The sequence below is a fragment of the Ensifer sp. LC163 genome (genome assembly GCF_001695855.1).
Taxonomy (GTDB): Bacteria; Pseudomonadota; Alphaproteobacteria; order Rhizobiales; family Rhizobiaceae; genus Ensifer.
Genome location: NZ_MBSS01000034.1, coordinates 209,003 through 228,112 on the forward strand (window position 1 = coordinate 209,003; position 19,110 = coordinate 228,112).

Annotated in this window: 20 protein-coding genes; 2 read left to right on the forward strand and 18 right to left on the reverse strand. The window is 62.2% G+C overall.

All coding sequences use genetic code 11. The features are described 5' to 3' along the window. Window positions 1–141: 141 nt before the first annotated feature. The 4 genes from BC360_RS23630 to BC360_RS32230 all read right to left on the reverse strand — a co-directional run bounded on the left by BC360_RS23630 (window position 142) and on the right by BC360_RS32230 (window position 2,932). Complete coding sequence (locus tag BC360_RS23630) at window positions 142–606, reverse strand: SRPBCC family protein (protein ID WP_065797094.1); 465 nt, start codon at window positions 604–606, stop codon at window positions 142–144. Next, window positions 603–932 carry an ArsR/SmtB family transcription factor gene (locus BC360_RS23635; protein ID WP_065797095.1) on the reverse strand — a complete coding sequence of 110 codons (330 nt, stop codon included), beginning with the start codon at window positions 930–932 and terminating at the stop codon, window positions 603–605. The genes BC360_RS23630 and BC360_RS23635 overlap by 4 nt, the downstream gene beginning before the upstream one ends. Before the next feature lie 916 nt (window positions 933–1,848). Next, window positions 1,849–2,742, reverse strand: a complete 894-nt coding sequence (locus tag BC360_RS23640) for an NAD(P)/FAD-dependent oxidoreductase (protein WP_065797096.1) — start codon at window positions 2,740–2,742, stop codon at window positions 1,849–1,851. Between the two features lie 43 nt (window positions 2,743–2,785). After that, on the reverse strand, window positions 2,786–2,932 hold the full coding sequence (locus tag BC360_RS32230; RefSeq protein ID WP_161491391.1) for a hypothetical protein: 147 nt from the start codon (window positions 2,930–2,932) through the stop codon (window positions 2,786–2,788). Between the two features lie 90 nt (window positions 2,933–3,022). Here BC360_RS32230 and BC360_RS23645 point away from each other — a divergent pair, with 90 nt between their 5' ends. After that, complete coding sequence (locus BC360_RS23645; protein WP_065797097.1) at window positions 3,023–3,670, forward strand: TetR/AcrR family transcriptional regulator; 648 nt, start codon at window positions 3,023–3,025, stop codon at window positions 3,668–3,670. Window positions 3,671–4,286: 616 nt separating this feature from the next. On the opposite strand, the gene guaA is transcribed toward BC360_RS23645, so the two are convergent. From guaA to BC360_RS33070, 5 genes are all read right to left on the reverse strand, one after another. After that, window positions 4,287–5,849 (reverse strand): glutamine-hydrolyzing GMP synthase, encoded by a 1,563-nt coding sequence (gene guaA / locus BC360_RS23650; protein ID WP_065797098.1) that lies wholly within the window; start codon window positions 5,847–5,849, stop codon window positions 4,287–4,289. Between the two features lie 94 nt (window positions 5,850–5,943). Continuing rightward, the gene (locus BC360_RS23655) at window positions 5,944–6,582 is read right to left on the reverse strand and encodes a 5'-methylthioadenosine/S-adenosylhomocysteine nucleosidase (RefSeq protein WP_065797099.1); all 639 of its coding nucleotides are present in this window, start codon (window positions 6,580–6,582) and stop codon (window positions 5,944–5,946) included. Then, the gene (locus tag BC360_RS23660) at window positions 6,579–7,031 is read right to left on the reverse strand and encodes a PaaI family thioesterase (RefSeq protein WP_065783184.1); all 453 of its coding nucleotides are present in this window, start codon (window positions 7,029–7,031) and stop codon (window positions 6,579–6,581) included. The genes BC360_RS23655 and BC360_RS23660 overlap by 4 nt, the downstream gene beginning before the upstream one ends. A gap of 89 nt (window positions 7,032–7,120) precedes the next feature. Continuing rightward, complete coding sequence (locus tag BC360_RS33065; protein WP_320416833.1) at window positions 7,121–7,333, reverse strand: TspO/MBR family protein; 213 nt, start codon at window positions 7,331–7,333, stop codon at window positions 7,121–7,123. Then, window positions 7,330–7,815: a TspO/MBR family protein gene (locus tag BC360_RS33070; RefSeq protein WP_320416834.1), complete on the reverse strand. Its 486-nt coding sequence runs from the start codon at window positions 7,813–7,815 to the stop codon at window positions 7,330–7,332. The genes BC360_RS33065 and BC360_RS33070 overlap by 4 nt, the downstream gene beginning before the upstream one ends. Here BC360_RS33070 and BC360_RS23670 point away from each other — a divergent pair. Continuing rightward, on the forward strand, window positions 7,708–8,211 hold the full coding sequence (locus BC360_RS23670; protein WP_320416835.1) for a GNAT family N-acetyltransferase: 504 nt from the start codon (window positions 7,708–7,710) through the stop codon (window positions 8,209–8,211). The two genes, BC360_RS33070 and BC360_RS23670, sit on opposite strands and share 108 nt — an antisense overlap. 9 nt (window positions 8,212–8,220) lie before the next feature. On the opposite strand, the gene BC360_RS23675 is transcribed toward BC360_RS23670, so the two are convergent. The 9 genes from BC360_RS23675 to queG form a co-directional block, all read right to left on the reverse strand. Beyond that, window positions 8,221–9,312, reverse strand: a complete 1,092-nt coding sequence (locus tag BC360_RS23675; RefSeq protein ID WP_065797193.1) for a DUF1513 domain-containing protein — start codon at window positions 9,310–9,312, stop codon at window positions 8,221–8,223. 83 nt (window positions 9,313–9,395) lie between these two features. Continuing rightward, a complete protein-coding gene (locus tag BC360_RS23680; protein ID WP_065783332.1) occupies window positions 9,396–10,385 on the reverse strand; it encodes a magnesium transporter CorA family protein in 990 nt (329 codons plus the stop codon). A gap of 206 nt (window positions 10,386–10,591) precedes the next feature. Next, on the reverse strand, window positions 10,592–11,716 hold the full coding sequence (locus tag BC360_RS23685) for an imelysin family protein (RefSeq protein ID WP_065797100.1): 1,125 nt from the start codon (window positions 11,714–11,716) through the stop codon (window positions 10,592–10,594). Continuing rightward, entirely contained in the window at window positions 11,716–13,257 is a 1,542-nt protein-coding gene (locus BC360_RS23690) for a di-heme oxidoredictase family protein (protein ID WP_065797101.1), read from the reverse strand. Before BC360_RS23690 ends, BC360_RS23685 begins: the two co-directional genes overlap by 1 nt. 48 nt (window positions 13,258–13,305) lie before the next feature. Beyond that, the gene (locus tag BC360_RS23695) at window positions 13,306–14,586 is read right to left on the reverse strand and encodes an imelysin family protein (protein ID WP_065797102.1); all 1,281 of its coding nucleotides are present in this window, start codon (window positions 14,584–14,586) and stop codon (window positions 13,306–13,308) included. 210 nt (window positions 14,587–14,796) lie between these two features. After that, a complete protein-coding gene (locus BC360_RS23700; RefSeq protein WP_065797103.1) occupies window positions 14,797–16,086 on the reverse strand; it encodes an RsmB/NOP family class I SAM-dependent RNA methyltransferase in 1,290 nt (429 codons plus the stop codon). A gap of 137 nt (window positions 16,087–16,223) precedes the next feature. Continuing rightward, complete coding sequence (locus BC360_RS23705) at window positions 16,224–16,598, reverse strand: septal ring lytic transglycosylase RlpA family protein (RefSeq protein ID WP_065783189.1); 375 nt, start codon at window positions 16,596–16,598, stop codon at window positions 16,224–16,226. A gap of 471 nt (window positions 16,599–17,069) precedes the next feature. Beyond that, window positions 17,070–17,945, reverse strand: a complete 876-nt coding sequence (locus BC360_RS23710) for an SDR family oxidoreductase (RefSeq protein WP_065797104.1) — start codon at window positions 17,943–17,945, stop codon at window positions 17,070–17,072. Next, entirely contained in the window at window positions 17,933–19,105 is a 1,173-nt protein-coding gene (gene queG, locus BC360_RS23715) for a tRNA epoxyqueuosine(34) reductase QueG (RefSeq protein WP_065797105.1), read from the reverse strand. Before queG ends, BC360_RS23710 begins: the two co-directional genes overlap by 13 nt. Window positions 19,106–19,110 lie beyond the last annotated feature (5 nt).

Consider the following 19,110-nt stretch of genomic DNA (forward strand, 5'->3'; position numbering starts at 1 on the left):
GCGCGGCATCGAGCGCGCTCGATGGTCGGGCATCGCAGACGGTTGTTTCGCTGCTGTTCAGACGGGCGCCGCAGCGCCCCGCGCCGAATAGGACGCGTCCGGACGCGGGCACGGCGCCCGCGTCAGGCTTTGGGCGTGGTCTCAGTCCTGCCCTTCGGTCACGGCACCGATCTGCCGCAGAACCTTCTTCCAGCCTTCGCTCATGTTCCTGTAGGCCGTGTCGTTTCTCGGCGTCACAAAGCCGGAATGGACGAGGCGAAGGTGCGTTCCGTTGTCGACCCTGGCTAGCGTCCAGGTGACGACGGTGTTCAGCCGCGAGCCATAGCCGGCGTTGCCTTCGTGTCCGCCCTTCCAGGCGTAGACGAACCGTTCGTTTGGCAGCACCTCCAACACCTGGCAGTGGATGACACCATCCCAGGCGCCGGCCGGCGTCGTCTGAAAGGTGAAACGACTGCCCTCGACCGGCTCGAAGCCTGTCGGAACCATCATCCAGCGGCTCATCAACGCACCGCTTGTTAGCGTTTTCCAGATCGTCTCCGGGGCGTGGGGGAAGACCTCGTCGACCACGATGTCCTGCGTGTGGGGCTGCAACGCTACTTCATTCATGGATCGATCTCCTTCAAGAGAGTGCGCAGGTTTGCAAACCGTTCCCGCCAGAAGACGCCGTAATGGCTCATCCAGTCGACCAGCGGCTCGAGGCCCTCGGGTTGGGCGCGATAGTAGACGTTGCGGCCTTCGGGGCGCTCGGTGACGAGACCCGCCTGCTTCAACGATTTGAGGTGCTGCGAAATGGCGCCTTGCGTCACGCCGCTGCCGCGCGTCAGTTCGACCACCGTGATTTCGTCGGCATTGGTGATGCGCTCGAACACGGCGCGCCGGGTCGGATCAGCAAGGGCGCGCATGATGGTGGTGATGGGTGCGGCTTCAATCATGGTAAAATGATTAGTGCATACTGATTGATTAGTAAATACTATTGTTTTCGAGAGCTTTTGTTGCAGGAGCCAAAGCGGCATGCCGAAAGGAGGGTCGCCCCTTATAGGAGCGACCAAAGCGCCGATCGGGCTTGGATGTAGTTGCTTCGCTATCGGAAACGCAAAAAGGGCGCCGTGGCACGCCCTTTCAAATGCTCTTGCCTGATGCAGATCAGGTCCTGCGCGACGGGCCTATTCCCACTCGATTGTTCTAAATCTAGTTAGGCCATTGATATAGCTAGGTTTTTTATTCGTTGCCGCGCAAGAAGCCGACCCATGGGCCGTCAAAACGTTACAGTCTTGATTTCAAAGGGAAAAATAGCACGAAAATTTTTTGTGCGGTTTCGGCATCTATCGAAGTCGATCGCTTTTCCGGACCCACTTTGGGCAACTCAGGTGGATTTCACAGCGAACGAAGAAAGTACCGTCACTAACTTTCATAGCACAGCGCGCGCCACAACGCGACCCGCCGCGGCAGCGTCATCCAAGCGCCATCCCTCTCCGTTTGTAGGTGAACTGGATACCGCTGACAGTGCAAACTGGACACTCCCGGTAGCATAAACTGGACACCTCAAGACCCACCCGCTCCAAGGGCGCGACAGCACGGTTCAAGGTGCAATGTCGCGCCCTCACTTGCTGAACTTCTTCCCGGAGGGGGGCCGGGGGAGGTTGAATAACCTGTGGAAAGCCTGTGGGTCTTTTGGGACCGTTTGCGGACCGGCCTGAGCCTAGGAATCGTTTTGCTCAACTGCCCCTTCGAGACGGCTGACCGGCCAAAGACGCCCCTCAGGGGAGAGGGGGCCCGCGTTCCGTGGCACCGGCCCGCAACCTTCAGAATATGATAGCCCGCGGCAACCGGAGAAGGGAATCTGTGCTTTCAAACCAGCATCGACTGCTGGGCGAAGATACCCGCCATCGCGCCGTGCGATGATGCCGTGGTGACCGAGGGCATGAGGGGGTTGGCGAGGTCGCCCGCGGCGTAAATGCCGGGCATGCTGGTTTCGCGGCGCTCGTCGACCTTGAGGGCGATGCCGAGGGGCGTATTGACCGTGGCGAGGCCCAGTGATTCATGCAGGCTTGCGGACGGCTTGTTGCGCGGATGCGCGAACAGGATGTCAACCGCAACATTGGCGCCGGTATCGAGCTTGACGTTGGCGGTATGGCCCCCGTGATGGGCGATCTCGATGATCCGGCCATCGACGACAGGTGTGTTGCGGCGCGCCAGATCCTCCCGGATATCGGGCGGAATGTCGTGACCATCGGCGAAGAGCGTCAACGTTTCGGTCCAATCGTGGAAGAGCCTGACATGATTGTGCGACTGCGGGCCGGACCAGACGAGGCCCCAATGCTGGCCGGCGACTTCAAAACCGTCGCAATAGGGGCACGGCACGATGGAGGTGCCCCAGCCTTCGGCAAAGCCCGGAACATCAGGCATCTGGTCGGCGACGCCATAGCTCAGGATCAGGCGGCGCGCCCCAAGGCTTTCGCCATCGGCAGTGAGGACAGAGAAATCGTCGATGGTGCCGGAGATGCTGTCGGCCCGAGCATTGACCAGCCTGACCGTGGGATAACGCGCCAGTTGCTGCCGCGCCTCGGCCAGGATGTCCAGCGGTGGCTTGTGATCGTGACCGAGCAGGCCATGCGAGTGGCCGGCGAAGCGATTGCGCGGCAGGCCGGTATCGAGAACGGTGACCTTGCGGCGGGCACGGCCGAGCTGCAGGGCGCCGGCGAGACCGGCAAAGCTGCCGCCGATGATGATGACGTCATCCATGGTGATAAGCTCCGTGTTGTGGATGGAGGGGATTGGGCTGGGCCTAGCGCGAAATATCGTCCAGCGATACGCGCTCGAGACGGGCAGCGAGCAGGGCTTCGGCATCGGCGAGAAAGTCGCACATCACTGTGTTGACCGACCGGACGATGCCGCATTCGATATCGCCGGGCGGCCCGGATTTGGAGGACATCGTTGAAACCTACCCAATGGCTTGCACATTTTAGAAACTGTATGGTATCGTAATTCAAGAATTAGGATACTGTCAAGGACTGGAATTGTCGTGACCGAAAACAGCCAGGGCCGACGCGGCCGGCCCGCCAACCAGGCGCTCGGCCAAACGATTGTCGACGCAGCATACGAACTCTTTGTGGAATTGGGTTTTCAAGCGGCGACATTGGACAAGGTCGCCCAGCGAGCGAAGATATCCAAGCTCAGCATCTATCGGCACTTCGAGAACAAGGAGGCGCTGTTCAGCGCGGCCATCGCGGCCCGCTGCCATCAGTTTGCACCACAGGCCCTTTTTGAAGGCGTCGAGGGATCGGCCGAAGAGCAGCTCATGGTGGCGGGATCATCCCTGCTTCGCACGCTGTTGAGCCCGGACGTCCGCAGTGTCGAAGCCATGGTTATGGCCGACAAGACGAATCAAAAGTCGTTAAGCAAGCTCCATTACGAAGCCGGCCCCGCCCATGTCATCGCCCAAATCGAGGCCCTCTTGCGTCAGTTGCACGCGAAGGCGGTTCTGAACGTGCCCGATCCTCTTCGGTCCGCCCGCTTGTTTGCCGCGCTTTTCAAAGGATCCGATCTCCTGATTATCGCACGCTTCGATGAGGCGAGAGCAGAGGACGACAACGAAATCGAATCCTATTGCCGGTCGGCCGTCACCATGTTCATCGCCGCGCACGGTGGCAACGACCACGCGGGCGGATAAGCATTTGATTGCTCCGGGCAGCTTGGGCCGGCGCGCGCGGCCGAGCTTGCACAGATCGCGGCACCTCATCTTTCTCCCAACGATAAAAAGACGCTCGCATCTACCGCGGTCCAAGCTCCGGCCTGGATGCGGTCGACGCTTCTCTCCATCGCAGATCCGGCAGCAGTCGGGACAACATTTGATAGATGATGCGACGGTGCCATCCGACGATATGCGATCGGGTCCGGAACATCATCGGTACCGCAGCCAAAGCTGAAACTATGTATGTCGATAACTAAAGTACCGTCAGCGCGGAAATGTCATGCTACGGGCAATTTTCGTTATATATTTCAAAGCGTTGACACACAGAAAAGTGCCGTCAAACCCTAAAAACGAATGACGGTACTTTTTAGAATGCTCTGTCGGATACGAAAAGCACCGTCAAAAGTACCGTCAGAGTGATCTGCTACAAGCTGCGAGCTGCGCCAGGCGCTCCGATAAACTTAACGATTTCAATGACTTGATAGGTTTGTCAATTCCATTGATAATGTGCCCTGGCTAGCAGCCGGCCCTGCCCGCAAATCATTGTATTTTCTGCGAAATTCTACGCTAGAGCCGCCTATCATCGCCGTTTCCCTCACTCCCACTCGATCGTGCCAGGCGGCTTCGAGGTCACGTCGTAGACCACGCGGTTGATGCCACGGACCTCGTTGATGATGCGCGTTGCCGCGCGGCCGAGGAATTCCATGTCGTAGTGGTAGAAGTCCGCCGTCATGCCGTCGACCGAGGTGACGGCGCGCAGCGCACAGACGAACTCGTAGGTGCGGCCGTCGCCCATCACGCCGACCGTCTGGACCGGCAGCAGCACGGCGAACGCCTGCCAGATGGCGTCGTAAAGGCCGGCCTTGCGGATCTCATCGAGATAGATCGCGTCGGCTTCGCGCAGGATCTCGAGCTTCTCGCGGCTGATGCCGCCCGGGCAGCGGATGGCGAGGCCCGGTCCCGGGAAGGGATGGCGGCCGATGAAGCTGTCGGGCAGGCCGAGTTCGCGGCCGAGCACGCGGACTTCGTCCTTGAACAGCTCGCGCAGCGGCTCGACCAGCTGCATGTTCATGCGTTCCGGCAGGCCGCCGACATTGTGGTGCGACTTAATCGTCACCGACGGACCGCCGGTGAAGGAAACGCTTTCGATAACGTCGGGGTAGAGCGTGCCCTGGGCAAGGAAATCCGCGCCGCCGAGCTTCTTTGCCTCTTCCTCGAACACCTCGATGAACAGCCGGCCGATGATCTTGCGCTTGGTTTCCGGATCGCTGACGCCTTCCAATTCGCCGATGAAGCGGTCGGAGGCATCGACGTGCAGGAGGTGCAGGTTGTAGTGCTCCTGGAACATCGAAACGACGTTCTTCGCCTCGTCCTTGCGCATCAGGCCATGGTCGACGAGGATGCAGGTCAGTTGGTCGCCGACCGCCTCGTGGATCAGGAGGGCCGCGACCGAGCTGTCGACGCCGCCCGAAAGCGCGCAGATCACCTTCTTGTCGCCGACCTGTTTGCGGATCGCGTCCACCGCCTTGGCGCGGTAGGCCGACATCGACCAGTCGCCCTTGATGCCGGCGATCTTGTGGACGAAGTTGGCGATCAGCTTGGCGCCGTCGGGCGTGTGCACCACTTCCGGGTGGAACTGCACGGCGTAGTATTTGCGCTTCTCGTCGGCGATAAAGGCAAAGGGGGCGTTGGCGGAGGTCGCCACGACCTCAAAGTCCTCGGGGATCGCCGTCACGCGGTCGCCATGCGACATCCAGACCTGGTGGCGCGAGCCAAGGGACCAGACGCCGTCGAACAGTGCGCAGTCCTTTTCGACCTCGAGGAAGGCGCGGCCGAATTCGCGGTGGTGGCCGCTTTCGACCTTGCCGCCGAGCTGGGCGCACATGGTCTGCTGGCCGTAACAGATGCCGAAGACCGGCAGGCCGGAATCGAAGATCACCGACGGAGCGCGTGGCGAGCCGATGTCGAGGGTGGAGGCCGGGCTGCCGGAGAGGATGACGGCCTTCGGCTTCAGCCGCTGAAAACCTTCTTCCGCCGACTGGAACGGCACGATTTCGCAATAGACACCGGATTCGCGCACGCGCCGGGCGATGAGCTGCGTCACCTGGCTGCCGAAATCGACGATGAGAACGGTGTCGGGATGGGCTGTCTGGGTCATGTCGGGCCTTCAAACAAGCTTGATCATGGCGAGCCTTTAATGAAAGCCCGTCTTCTGCGCAACGATTAGATTGCACCCGGACAATCCCGGGCTTTCAGAGCCGGACTTCTCCAGTGCCGATCGCGGTCTCAAGGCTGTCGATGACGCCAGCAAGCTTCTCGTCGATGACGTGAAGATACTCCGTCCAGTCGTTGACGTGCTTGAGCTCCGCCTTGCCGTCGGAAATACCGCGAAGCGCAATGAGCGGTACGCCAAAGGATTGGCAGGCGCGCAACACCGCATAGGTCTCCATCTCGACCATGTCGGCGTCGATGCCGTCATAGGCGGGGCCCGAGACAATGTTGGCGCCGGTCGAGAGCTTGGCCTCCTTGATGCCGGGAATGCGGTGCGGCAGCGAAACGACGGCGGGAAGATCGAGAAACGGCGTTGCTCCCTTCTCGAAGCCGAGCGCCGAGGCGTCCATGTCGCGGTAGCCGACCGATATCGCCTGATAGACTTCGGTCTGCTCGAGTTTGGCGGCACCCGCCGAGCCGAGCGAGACGACGAGATCGGGAAGGCTGTCCTTGGCGGCAAGGCCGGCCAGCGCCTTCGTCAGGGTGACGGCGGCCTCGACCGGTCCGACGCCGGTCATCAACGGTGCGATCCGCGCCTTCAGATGAGGGCCGTATTCGGCATCGACCGCCATGACATAGAGAACCTTGCGGCCGGCGACGTCCTTCATTTCAAAATTCATCCTTCGATACCCTCGCGTCCGCGGATGACCATCATCGTGCCGGTCATCGAGGCGATCAGCTTGGCCGGCCCGTCGGAGCGGATCGCGTAGCCGCGCCCGTCGGAGACGATGATGGTCGTGCCCGGCTTGGTGACCTCGCCGCGAAACAGGAAGCGCTCGCCGCGCCCCGGCGACAAAAGGTTGACCTTGAATTCGATCGTCAGGATCGAGGCGTCGGGATCGATGACGGAATAGGCGGCGTAGGTGCCGGCCGAATCGAGCGCTGCGGAGATCACGCCCGCATGCAGGAAACCGTGCTGCTGCGTCAGCTTCTCGTCGAAGGGCAGTTCGATCTCGACCGTGCCCTGCTCGACCAGCGTCAATTCCGCGCCGATCGTTTCCATGGCCGCCTGTCGTGCGAAGCTTTCCCTTATGCGTCTGCGGAAATCTGGGGGATCGCTCTCGTCCATCAGTCAACACGGCCTTGGTTGTCGTGGGAGGCCCATTGCCTCCCCTATCGATCGACGGACAGTGGCACGGCCGCACCGGTGCGACAAGCTCAATTCATGAGGAAAATCGAGCCGTTGAGCACCGTCGCGAACGCCACCCAGGCGAGATATGGCAGGAACAGCAGAGCCGAAGCGCGGTCCCTGCGCCAGCTTGCGGCGATGACGCCGGCGATCGCGATCAGCAGCGCGATGATGACGATCAATGCCGACGAGATGTCCTGCATGCCGAAGAACAGCGGCGACCACAGGAAGTTGAGGATCATCTGTGCGAGCCACAATCACATCGCGGCGGTGCGGCGGTGGTCAAGAAACAGGCGGCGCCGACAATGCCGATCATCACGTAGAGGATCGACCAGACCGGGGCGAAGACCCAGTTGGGCGGATTGAAGGCCGGTTTTGCCAGCGACCGATACCATTCGCCGGGGATGTTGTTGTAGCCGATGAGAAGGCCCAGACCGAGAACGGCTACGACGAAGACCGCGTATACGATGGTTTTGTTCTTGGCATCGGCAGATAGAGCGCCCGTGAGTGCTTTCCAGCGGGGATGGCTGTTTCGAAGCGCCCATGCGCCACCTATATCTCTGCCATGAAAAGCTTTCGCCGCATCGACATCCGGCCAGCCGAACCGGACGACATCATGATGATCGCCTCCGTCATCGTCGAAACCTGGCGATCGACCTTTCGCGGGCTGATCTCCGATGCCTATCTCGATGCCATGAGCATCGAGGAACAGGCGCTGCGCCATGCCAGGCGCATGCGCGTTGCCGACGTCTTCCATCTGGTTGCCGTCGACATGGGCACCAACAGGGTGATCGGCTTTGCCAATTATGGAAAAGCCCGCTCGATGCCGCCGCGTTTCGACCGCGAGCTCTATGCGCTCTATATCCTCAAGGACTTTCAAGGCGCGGGCATCGGCTCGGCGCTCGTGCGGAGCGTCGCGGCCCATTGCCGGGAGCTGGGCGGGGCGTCGCTGTTTGCCTGGGTGCTTTCCACCAACCCGAACAGGGCGTTTTACGAGCGTCTGGGCGCCGTCGCGGTCGGCCAGGGGCAGGTGAGCCTCGGCGGGGAGAACCACGACCAGACCGCCTATCGATGGGACAATCTGGCAAAGCTCGCCGGCGAGGGCCGGTTTTCAGCCTGAGACCCATTGTCAGCTGCGAGCGAGCCGGACGATATGCTGGTCCCAGGCGACCCGGTTCGGGTGATCCTTGAAGCGGCCGTCATAGGACGACACGGCAAAACCGTGATCGGCGGCGGCGACGCCGGCAGCATCGGCAACGCGCTGTTCCTTTAGCACTGCGCCGGTGCGGGCATCGAGTGTCACGGCGATGCCGCCCTTGGGCGAGGTGAGGCCGATCAGTCCTTCGTGGCGGTTGACGGCGATGGCGCCGACATAGTTGGCGAGCGCCTCCGTCGTGCTTTCTGGCAGCGACACGAAGGCGAGATCTTCGCCATGCGAGAAATGACCGACGAGCGGCGGCAGGTCGTCGCGCGCCCCCTCGTACTGGCAGGCAAACCAGATCTCGCCTTTCGGGCCGATATCGACGTGGCGGGTGGAAAGCCGGCTGAGCTCGCCAGGCAGCGTGTGCTTCTGGATCAGGGCGCCGGTCTCGGTATCGACCAGCGTCAGGCTCGGTTCCATATGGTCGAGATTGAGCTTGGTACGGCCGAAATCCGGATGGGTCTCGATGCCGCCATTGGCGATGACGAGCATCCGTCCATTGGCGGAAAGCGTCATGTCGTGCGGGCCGATGCCGTAGGTCGGAAATTCGCCGATGCGGGCAAAGCGCCTGGTGCCGTCGTAGATGCCGATCATGCCTCGATTGGCGGCAAAGTCGTTTTCGGTTGCGTAGAGCAGGCGGCCGTCGGCGGAAAAGCAGCCATGGCCATAGAAGTGCCGGCCGTCGGCGGCGGCAATGACCACCGGCTCGGCGCGGCCGTCGGTCGCTAGGATCATCGCATAGGTGCCGGGGCGGCGGGCGAAGGCCACCATCCGTTTGCTGGCCGCGGAATACGCCATGCCGTGCGCGCGTGCCGGCAGCGCCGTGCGCTCGACGATCTCGCCGGCCTCCGTCAGCGTCGCAACGCCATAGCTTCCGTCCGGCGCCATGAAAGCGGAGGCAAAGACCGCGTCGGCGCGCTCAAGGGCAAAGGCGCCGCGAGCGCCGAGCGTCGCCACCCAGGCGGCGCCGGCCATCTTGATGAAATTGCGTCGGTCGATCAGACCCGTGGTGGCGCGCATGCCATTCTCGCCTGCCATTTTGTCGGACCGGCAGCAGAATTCCGCCGCCGGTCCTTGTCGCTACGATGTAGCAGATTGCTCTTTCAGAGCCAGCCCCGCCGCTTGAAGTAGAGGAAAGGCACGATCGCCGAAAGCACCATCAGTGCCAGGGCATAGGGGTATCCGAACCGCCATTGCAGCTCGGGCATGATCTCGAAGTTCATGCCGTAGATCGAGGCGACCAGCGTCGGCGGCAGGAACACCACGGCGGCGACCGAGAAGATCTTGATGATCTGGTTCTGCTCCAGATTGATCAGGCCGAGCGTCGCGTCGAGCAGGAAGTTGATCTTGTTCGACAGGAACAGCGCGTGGTCGCCGAGCGACGTCGCATCGCGCTGGATCAGCTTGATCCGCTGCCGGCTTTCCTTTGCCGCTTTGCGCGGGCCGATGCCTTCGAGCGCCACATGATAGGCGACGAGCCGACCGATGCTGACCAGGCTTTCGCGGATGATCGTCAGAAGGTCGCCCTTCTGGCCGATCTGCTCGATCAGCGACTGCAGGTCGCGCGTCTTCTTCGTGGCGCTGGCATTGGTCTTGCGGAACACTTCGCGCGAAATGCCGTCGACCTCGCTGCCGGCCCGCTCCAGCGCGTCGGCGGTGCGGTCGATCATCGCTTCGAGAAGCCCCAGCATGGCCAGTTCACCCGTTTCACAGCCCTGGCCGTTGGCCTTCTGCAGCCGGTTGGCATAGGTCTGGAACGGCTTCGGGTCGGCATGGCGAACGGTCACGAGCGTCACGCCCTTGACGATGAAGGTCACGGGGACCTTGACCGGATAGTCGCTGTCGAGCTTGGCGACGGCCGTCATGGTCATGAACTGCGCGCCGTCTTCCTGATAGAGCCGGTCGGACAGCTCGATTTCCTGCATCTCGTCGCGGGTCGGGATTTCGATGCCGAGTTGGCCCTCGACCAGTCGGGTCTCCTCAACGGAGGGATTGAGCAGATCGAACCAGATAACCGGCGTCGGAGAGGCAAGGCTGTCGAGCATATCGACGAGCACGAGGTGGCTGTTCTGGCTTTTGTAGATGCGCAGCATTTTGGGCTCCATAGGGCGAGTCATCCGACCGCCACGAAGCCCTGATCAATCAGGACCGAGCGGTCGTGAGCATGAAGGCTCGACTTCGACTGTCGGGGTTCATTGCAAGTTGATCCTTGTGGTGAAACGTGCCCGCGAGAGCGGACACGAGAGCGCTTTGCGCCCAAACGGAGGGATTGTCAACACCTTGGCTGGTGGCTGCCTGTTCAGTCGCCGTCGGCAAAGGAGAAGCCGGCGCCAAGGCCGATGGCACCGCCGAAATCCTTGTTCAGCCGGTCAAGAAGATCGGCGGTGTTGAGCGTGAGGAAGTCGAGCTTGGCGCGGCTCTTATCGTCGGCAATCGCCTCGCCGATCGGGCCGTCGATGTTCTGCGAGATGGCGATGACCGACTTGAAGACGAAGTCTGCCGATCCGGCGACGGAGCGGCTGTCTTCCGGAAGCAGGCTTTCCATGTCCGCCACCTTGAACAGGGTCTGCAGGCCGCGGAAGTTGGCGGCGATCGAGGGCATGGTGTTTTCCGATCGCCAGTAGATCGCCAGCTTCGGATGCCCCTTGTCCTGCCTGCCGTCGACCGTTCCGGCATAGAACGGCTTTAGCCGCTGGTCTTTCACCATCTCGACGCCGTGCACGAAAATGCCGAGCAGCTCGGTTGCCGCTTCCTTGCTATCGCGAAACTGAGGATTTCCAGGGCCGGGCTTCTTCCAGGCGGATTGGATGCCGTCGGGCTTTTGCCACTCCGCCAGGAATTCGTTAGCGATGGTGTCGAGGTTCTGCGAGATCGCCACGCCATAGCGGCAACGGAAGTCGCCCTCCTTGCTCGCAAGCGCCTCGGAACCGTTGCCATAGAGCACGTATTCCAGCGCGCCCAGCCCTTGCGCGGCGACGCTCTTGCCCTTGAGCGATGCGACGTCGATCGCCGTCTCATCGCCCTTGGCAAGAATGGCCTGCACCTGCTTCAGGCCGGTGCTCTTGCGGTCGGGGTAGAACAGGAACCGTTCGAAGCGGTTCTGCTCGAGCGCCGGCCCAAGACGGATGATTTCGACCGTCGACCAGGCCCGCACCAGCTCGGAAAATGCGGTTCGCGCATTGTCCTGCGACGCCGCCGAAGGGGTTTCGCAAAGGGCTGCCGAAGCCTTGGTCAGGAGTGCCGTCTTATCTGACAGATTGCGATAGCCGGGGATGATGAAATCGTCGACCGCCTTTGCCATCACGGCCGGCACGGCCGCTTCATTGACGATGCGGGGCGACAAGGGGCTTCCCTCCTGCGCCATGGCAGGCGGCGCTATCGCCGCCAGGAAAAGGCCTAGGGCGAGCGTGGGCATGTGAGGCATCAAAGGGACTCCAGAAATGCGATGAGGTCACGGCGGTCGCGCGTGGAAAGACGGGCGAAGGCATCGCGGGCAGCCTGGCCTTCGCCGCCGTGCCATAGAATGGCTTCCGTCAAATTGCGGGCGCGCCCGTCATGAAGCAGATATGTGTGAGCGCTGATGGTTTTCGTCAGGCCGATGCCCCAGAGCGGCGGCGTGCGCCACTCGCTGCCGTTCGCGCTGCCCACGGCCTGGCCATCGGCAAGGCCTTCGCCCATATCGTGCAACAGGAAATCGGAATAGGGCCAGATCAACTGAAACGCCTGGGCCTTGCGGGCGGCATCCCGGCGGGTCACGAATTTCGGCGTATGGCAGGCCGTGCAGCCGATTTCGTAGAACACCTGCTTGCCGCGCAGTGTCTTCGGAAAGCTCGCCTGGCGGCGGGCAGGGACGGCGAGGTTGGCGGTGTAGAAGGCCACGAGACCAAGCACCGGATCGGGCGCCTCGACCGCGCCAAGGCGCGCCTGCACGCCGGTGGGCATTGCAAGGCAGGCGGCCTGGGCTTGGGTACAGTCACCGTAGCTGCGATCGGCATCCGGCGTCGACAGGCCGATGTCGGCAGCGAAGGCATCCGCTGTCTGCTGTCGGACCGTCGGGTTTTGGGCCTTCCAGCCGAAGCGTCCGAGCACGATGTTGGCGGTTTTGCGGTCGCGGGCAAGGGCCGCGCGTCCGCTGATGTCATCGCCGTCGCGATCGTCGGGATCGGCGCCCGCGAGAATGTCGGCCTCGTGAATGGCTTCGATCAGCCCGAGACCGATCATCTGCGGTGCTACGCGAGGAGAGAGCGTCGTTGTCGGGTCGAGATCGCCATAACCGAGGTCGGTGACGGTGTAGGATGGCTTGCGCAGGAACACGAGTTCGCCGTCGGCCAATGTGACCGGCAGCTCGGAGTAGGTCATCTTCATATGACCTTCCGCAGCAAGTCCTGGAACGGCGCTATCCTGCAACTGACCACCGTACACAGGATCGGGAAAGTTCAGCAGATCGTAGTTGGCCAGCATCTCGCGCTCGCGATCATTGTGCGGCGCGCGCGCCAGACGGTAGAGCATCGATGTGGCGTCAGGCGAGCCTTCCGGCGGGCGGCCGCGCCCATCGCGCGGATGACAGCTTTCGCAGGCCCGGGCGTTGTAGAGCGGTCCCAATCCATCCGACGCCTGGGTCGAGGAGGGCGACGACACCCAGAGTTTCTCGAAGAGCGCATCGCCCAGCTTGAAGGCCTCCTCGTCCGAGAAGGCAAGATTGGCGGAAAACAGCGTGAAGCTGTCCTGGTCGACAGGGGCGATCGAGGTCCCGGCGCCACCGGACATTGCCTCGTACCGCTCGGCTTTGGAAAAGTCAGTCGTCGGTCGGACGATGGTTTCAACGCGGCTGCGGTCGGATTCGGAAAGATCGTCGCGTGTCCGTGACAGGTTGGAGGCGTCGTCAGACGCGGCAACAGCTGTTGCAAGCAGGCAGAGCAGCGCTGCGAGCTGTCGCGACAGGGATTGGACAATCCGTGCATTCATCGATCGAGGATCGGGCCGCGTTGTTGCGACGCGGCCCGCCTTTTCAGCTCATTGGAACACAGCGTTAGGATTATCCAAGCTGTCGGAACCTTCAAGCTCAATTGTTCCAAGATCGAGCGATGCAATGACACGTTGTACGGTCTTGGCCTGGGCAACGAGGCCGTCAATGGCGGCTTGAACCGTGGCATTGCCCTCGGCATTGCCTTCGCCGATCATCTGGTCGTAGGCCTCGACGGTTTCGGCGCGCTTGGCCATGGCCTGCATCTTCTCGACCGTGGTGGCCAGATCCTTGGTCATTTCCTTGTCGAGTGCAGCGTCCTTGGCGGCAACGAGTTCGGAAAGCGAGGCGCCGGTCAGCTTGGTGCCGTCGACGCGGGTATATTCGCCGGTATAGGCCGACTGGATGCCGATGGCGTCGTGCAGGTGCGAGTTGTGGGTGTTGTCGGAGAAGCAATCGTGCTCTTCCTCCGGATCATGCAGCAGGATGCCGAGCTTCATGCGCTCGCCGGCCAGTTCGCCGTAGGAGAGCGACCCCATGCCGGTGAGGATGGCGGTGAGGCCAGCCTTCGGGTCGGCTTCCACGGCCTTGCTCGCCGCGCCATCCGGCGTCCAGTTGGCGACCATTTCCTTCAGGTCCGAGACGAGCAGCTCGGAAGCAGCCTTCAGATAGGCGGCTCGGCGGTCGCAATTGCCGCCGGTGCAGGCCTTGGCGTCGAAGTCCGTGTAGGGGCGGTTGCCGGCACCCGGGCCGGTGCCGTTCAGGTCCTGGCCCCAGAGCAGGAATTCGATGGCGTGATATCCGGTGGCGACGTTCGCCTCGACGCCGCCAGCTTCCTGAAGGGTACCCGCCAGCAGTTCAGGCGTGATGTTGGTGGCGTCGACATCCTTGCCGTCGATCTTGATCGTCTTGTTGGCGATCACGTTGGCGGTGAAGAGGCCGTTCTCGTCGCTCTCGCTGCCGTAGCTCGGATCGACATAATCGATCAGGCCTTCGTCCAGCGGCCAGGCGTTGACCTTGCCTTCCCACTCGTCAACGATGGCGTTGCCGAAGCGGTAGACTTCCGTTTCCTGATAGGGGTTGCGGGCCTTGAGCCACGCCTCGCGCGCCGCCTTCAGCGTTGCTTCGCTGGGGGTGGCGATCAGCGCGTCGATCGCCTTGTCGAGCGCCTCTGCGGTGATCAGCGCATCTTCGAACTTGGCGTGCGCAACGACGGTGTAGTGCTTTACCACGGCGGCTGCATCGGTGGCCGCCTGGGCCGGCTGCAGGGCCAGCGTCGACGTTGCCGTCATGAGCGCCAGCGCCGCGGCGCGGATGAAATTCTTGGTCATGACCCTCTCCTGTTCTTTTCCCGGCGGGACCGGAACGGACACCGCGGGACGGCGCCATCGCTCGGCAAGGGTCGTCGGAAATCCCCCGCCGACCCGCCGGAGCCGACTTGTCATGAACCAAAAGTAAACTGGTGTCAAAGTGTATAGTTTAGAACGTTTTCAATCTGATGCCGGCGGTTTGACGGTGTGCCGAAGCCGCCGACGAGGCGTTCAGGCCTTGCGCTGCATCAGGCAGAAGAAGAAGCCGTCCGTACCGGTCGAGGCAGGCGTCAGCGTCACCGTCTTCATGTCGGCAGACCACGGCTGCGGCTTGTCTGTGCCGAACAGCCCGGCCCAGATGTCGGCGGCCGACAGGATCTCGAATTCCGGATTGTCCTCGCAGAAGCCGTAGACCTGCGCTTCGTTCTCCTCGGGAAGGACCGAGCAGGTGACATAGATCAGGTGTCCGCCCGGCCGCACGAACTGAGCGGCGCTCGCCAGCGCCTCTTCCTGCTGGGAGATGCGCTCCTCGAGGTTCTTCTGGTTCAGTCGCCACTTGGTATCAGGGCGACGGCGCCAGGTTCCGGTGCCGGTGCAGGGCGCATCGACGAGAACCCGGTCGAAGCGGCCGGCAAGCGGCGCCAGGCTGTCGGCGGATTCGTGCACCTGGACATTGCGCGTTCCCGCGCGCTTCAGCCGTTCGATGATCGGCGCCAGGCGCTTGCGGTCGGTGTCGTAGGCGTGCACCTGGCCCTTGTTGTTCATGGCTGCCGACATGGCGAGCGTCTTGCCGCCGCCGCCGGCGCAATAGTCGAGCACCTGTTCGCCTTCCTGCGGGAAGGCGAGATCGGCAACGATCTGCGATCCCTCGTCCTGAACTTCGAACCAGCCTTTCTGGAACGAAAGTTCGGCGGTGACGTTCGGCAGACGCGAGGCGCCTTCGCCGGCCGGAATGCGGATGCCGTTGCGCGCGATCGTCGCCGGCTCGGCGCCGCTGCGCTCCAGTGCCTTCAGAACCTTGGTGCGCGTTGCCTTGAGCGTGTTGGCACGCAGGTCGAGCGTGGGGCGCCCGGCGAGCGCCTTGGCTTCGTCGAGCCAATCCTCGGAGAAGTTTTCTTCGAAGGATGCCTGGACCCACTCGGGAATGTCGCCCTGGATGTGGGCAGCAGCGTCCTCGAGCCGGCGTGTCGCGAAAGCCTGCGCCATTTCGGCAGACGGCATCTCGGGGGCGAACTTGTCGCCATCGAGTTCGGCGGCCAGCGTTTTGGGCGAAAACCCCCACTGGCGGTACATCACGGCATGGCCAAGCGCGGTGGCGCTGTCGCTGTCCATCAGATAGGCGTGGGAGAGCTTCATGCGAAGCGCGTCATAGACGATATTGCCGATCGCCGACCGATCGCCCGAACCGGCGAACCGATGGGAAAGGCCCCAGTCCTTGAGTGCGTCGGCGACCGGGCGCTTCCGCTTCTCGATATCCTCAAGAACTTCGATGGCTCCTGCGAGCCTGCCGCCCAATCGCATCTTCGATCTACTCCTTTTTCGCCGTGGTAGCGGCGATGGCATCGAAGAGCAAGACGCTGGCCGGGATTAAACGCGGGGAACAGTATTTCTCAAAGCAGAACCGCCGGGAATGAATGCCGGACGGAAGTAAACTGCGATCAAGAATTGACGACGCGATAACAGATGCTGGCGGTGCCGGAACTGACCATGCCGATCTGCGAGGCGGCTGCCTTGGAAAGGTCGAGTACGCGGCCGCGGATGAACGGACCACGATCGTTGATGCGAACAACGACGGTCTTGCCGTTGCGCTTGTTGACCACCTGCACCTTGGTGCCGAATTTCAGACTGCGGTGGGCGGCGGTGAGGCGGGCGGCGTTCATGCGTTCGCCGGAAGCCGTCTTGGAGGTCAGCGCATACCAGGACGCGCCGCCGCAGCCGGCGCCTGCTGCCTGGCTATCGGAAACGGAAACGAGGCCGATCCCGGCGGTGAACAGCGCTGCCGCGGCAACAGTCTTGATTTTCGCTGGCGTCAAACTGGCGACCCCCGGTTAGAGCCCTTGGGCTGGAGCTCTTGGTTAATTCTGTCGAAGATCGCTAATTGGGGCGAAAAATGGCGAAAACGTGCTTCAACCATTTACGTTCTATTAGGAATTGTTAAAAAAGGACGAAAATTAAAAATCGAAGATTGTTTGAAATAGTTTAAGCGAGACCAGGAAGTTCTTTGGAATCAGCGGTTGAACGTGAACCGCGGCACGCACGCGAGCCGAGATATCGGCTTAACGAAAAAAATCATTAAAAATTTCGAATTGAACGAAATGTCCGGAATCCGGATGGTTCAAAACACGCTACTACCGCTGTGGTTGCATTCAATTCGCAGAGTATAGAATGAATATCTCAGGAGGATCACAATTCAGCGGCCCGTGAGATCGCCATTACTAACGATCATGCTATCGGGTTTGTTCCATTGCGAGCGGGATATGTTGACCGGTTCGCGCAGCAATTGTTCATTCTCCGCGCCAGCTGTCCGCCTGCCACATTTGCGCAAGCGAAACGCGATAGTCGGGATAGGCGAATTCGAAGCCGGTTTCCCGCATGCGTGCATTCGAGACGCGTTTGTTCTCGCCATAGAAGGAACGGGCCATCGGCGAAAGCTCGGCGGTTTCGAACGGCGTTTCGGGCGGCGGCTCGACGCCCATCAACCGTGCGGCCTCGGCAACGATGTCCTGCGGCGGCGCCGGCTCGTTGTCAGTGATATTGAAGATCCCGCCCTGAAGTCTTTCGGAGAGATAGGATGTGGCAGCGGCGATATCTTCCACGCGGATGCGATTGAACACCTGCCCCGGCTTGATCAGCCGGCGGGCCGTGCCGTTGGCGAGATTGCAGAAGGCATTGCGTCCGGGGCCGTAAATGCCGGAAAGCCGGAGAACCGCGACGGGAATGTCGTTCCGGGCGCCAAAGGCAAGCCATGCGTCTTCCGCCTCGACCCGCTCGACCGAGCGTGCCGAGACCGGCTTGGACAACATGTCTTCCGTCACCCATTGGCCGCCATGGTCGCCATAGACCCCGACGGTGGAGAGATAGCCGACCCAGCGAAGAGCAGGGGCAAGCTCGGCGAGGTCGGCGCTGCCGGGCCGAAACATCGGGTCGCCGTCGCGGCCGGGAGCGATCGACTGGATCAGATGGGTCGCCTGCCGCAGGGCGGTTGCCAGCTCGTCGGAAACCACGTCGCCGTCGAAGACGATCGGTCGGATGCCCGCTTTTTCGAGCTTGGCGGCCTTGTCCGCGCTTCGGGTCGTGCCGCTGACGCTTTCGGCCCTGCCGGCCAGTGCGCGCGCGATTGCCATGCCGGAATAGCCGGCGCCAAGAACTAGGACATGCATCGGCTCACTCCCGCCATTTGCCATTCGGACAACACTTCCTCGTCGCTCTCCGCACCGCATTGCCTCTGATAGGCCGCAAGCGCGTCATGCGAGATCAATCGCGACAAAGCCCACACCGCCATCGCCCTCACCACCGGCGAGGCATCGTTGGTCAGCGCCTTGCAGGCTTCCACCAGGCTCTCATCGCCGGAATTGCCCGCTGCGATCAAGACATTTCTGACGAAGCGGTCACGCCCGATGCGCTTGACCGGCGAGCCAGAGAAGAAAGTTCGGAAGGTCGGGTCGTCGAGGGTCAGCAGAAAGCCAAGGGACGGCGCCTTCAGGTCGTCGCGCGCCTTCAGCTTCATCTCCGATGCCTCTTGCGCGAACTTGTTCCACGGGCAGGCGGCAAGACAGTCGTCGCAGCCATAGATGCGATTGCCGATCAGCGGACGGATCGCTGGATCGATCGGCCCCTTGTGCTCGATCGTCAGGTAGGAAATGCAGCGCCGCGCGTCGATCTGGTAGGGCGCCGGAAACGCGCCGGTCGGACAGGCATCGACGCAGGCACGGCAGGAGCCGCAATGGTCGCGCTCGGCGGCGTCGAAGGCAAGTTCCGCCGTGGTGAACAGGCTGCCGAGAAACAGCCACGAGCCGAACTCGCGGCTGACGAGATTGGTGTGTTTGCCCTGCCAGCCGATGCCGGCCTTCTCGGCGAGCGGCTTTTCCATCACCGGTGCCGTGTCGACGAACACCTTCACATCCTCGCCGGCGCGCGCTGCAAAGCGGGTCGCGACCTCCTTCAGGCGGCCCTTGATGATGTCGTGATAGTCGCGGTTCTGGGCATAGACGGAGATCGCGCCGCGGTCCGGCTGGTCGAGAATGCCGCGCGGGTCTTGCTTGGGGCCGTAGTTCATGCCGAACATGACGACCGAGCGCACGTCGCTCCAGAGGGTTCGCGGATCGGATCGGCGCTCCGCCGTTTCGGCGAGCCACTCCATCGTGCCATGGAAGCCCTCGTCGAGGAACTCTACGAGGCGCGCCGGCGCCTCCGGTATGGCATCGGGCCGGGTGATGCGGCAGACGTCGAAGCCCTTGTCGGCCGCCTCGGCCTTCAGGAATTCCGTCAGCCTCTGCCGCCGTCGCTCTTGGTTTTCAGCCTTGGCAGCACTGCCGGGCACGGCAC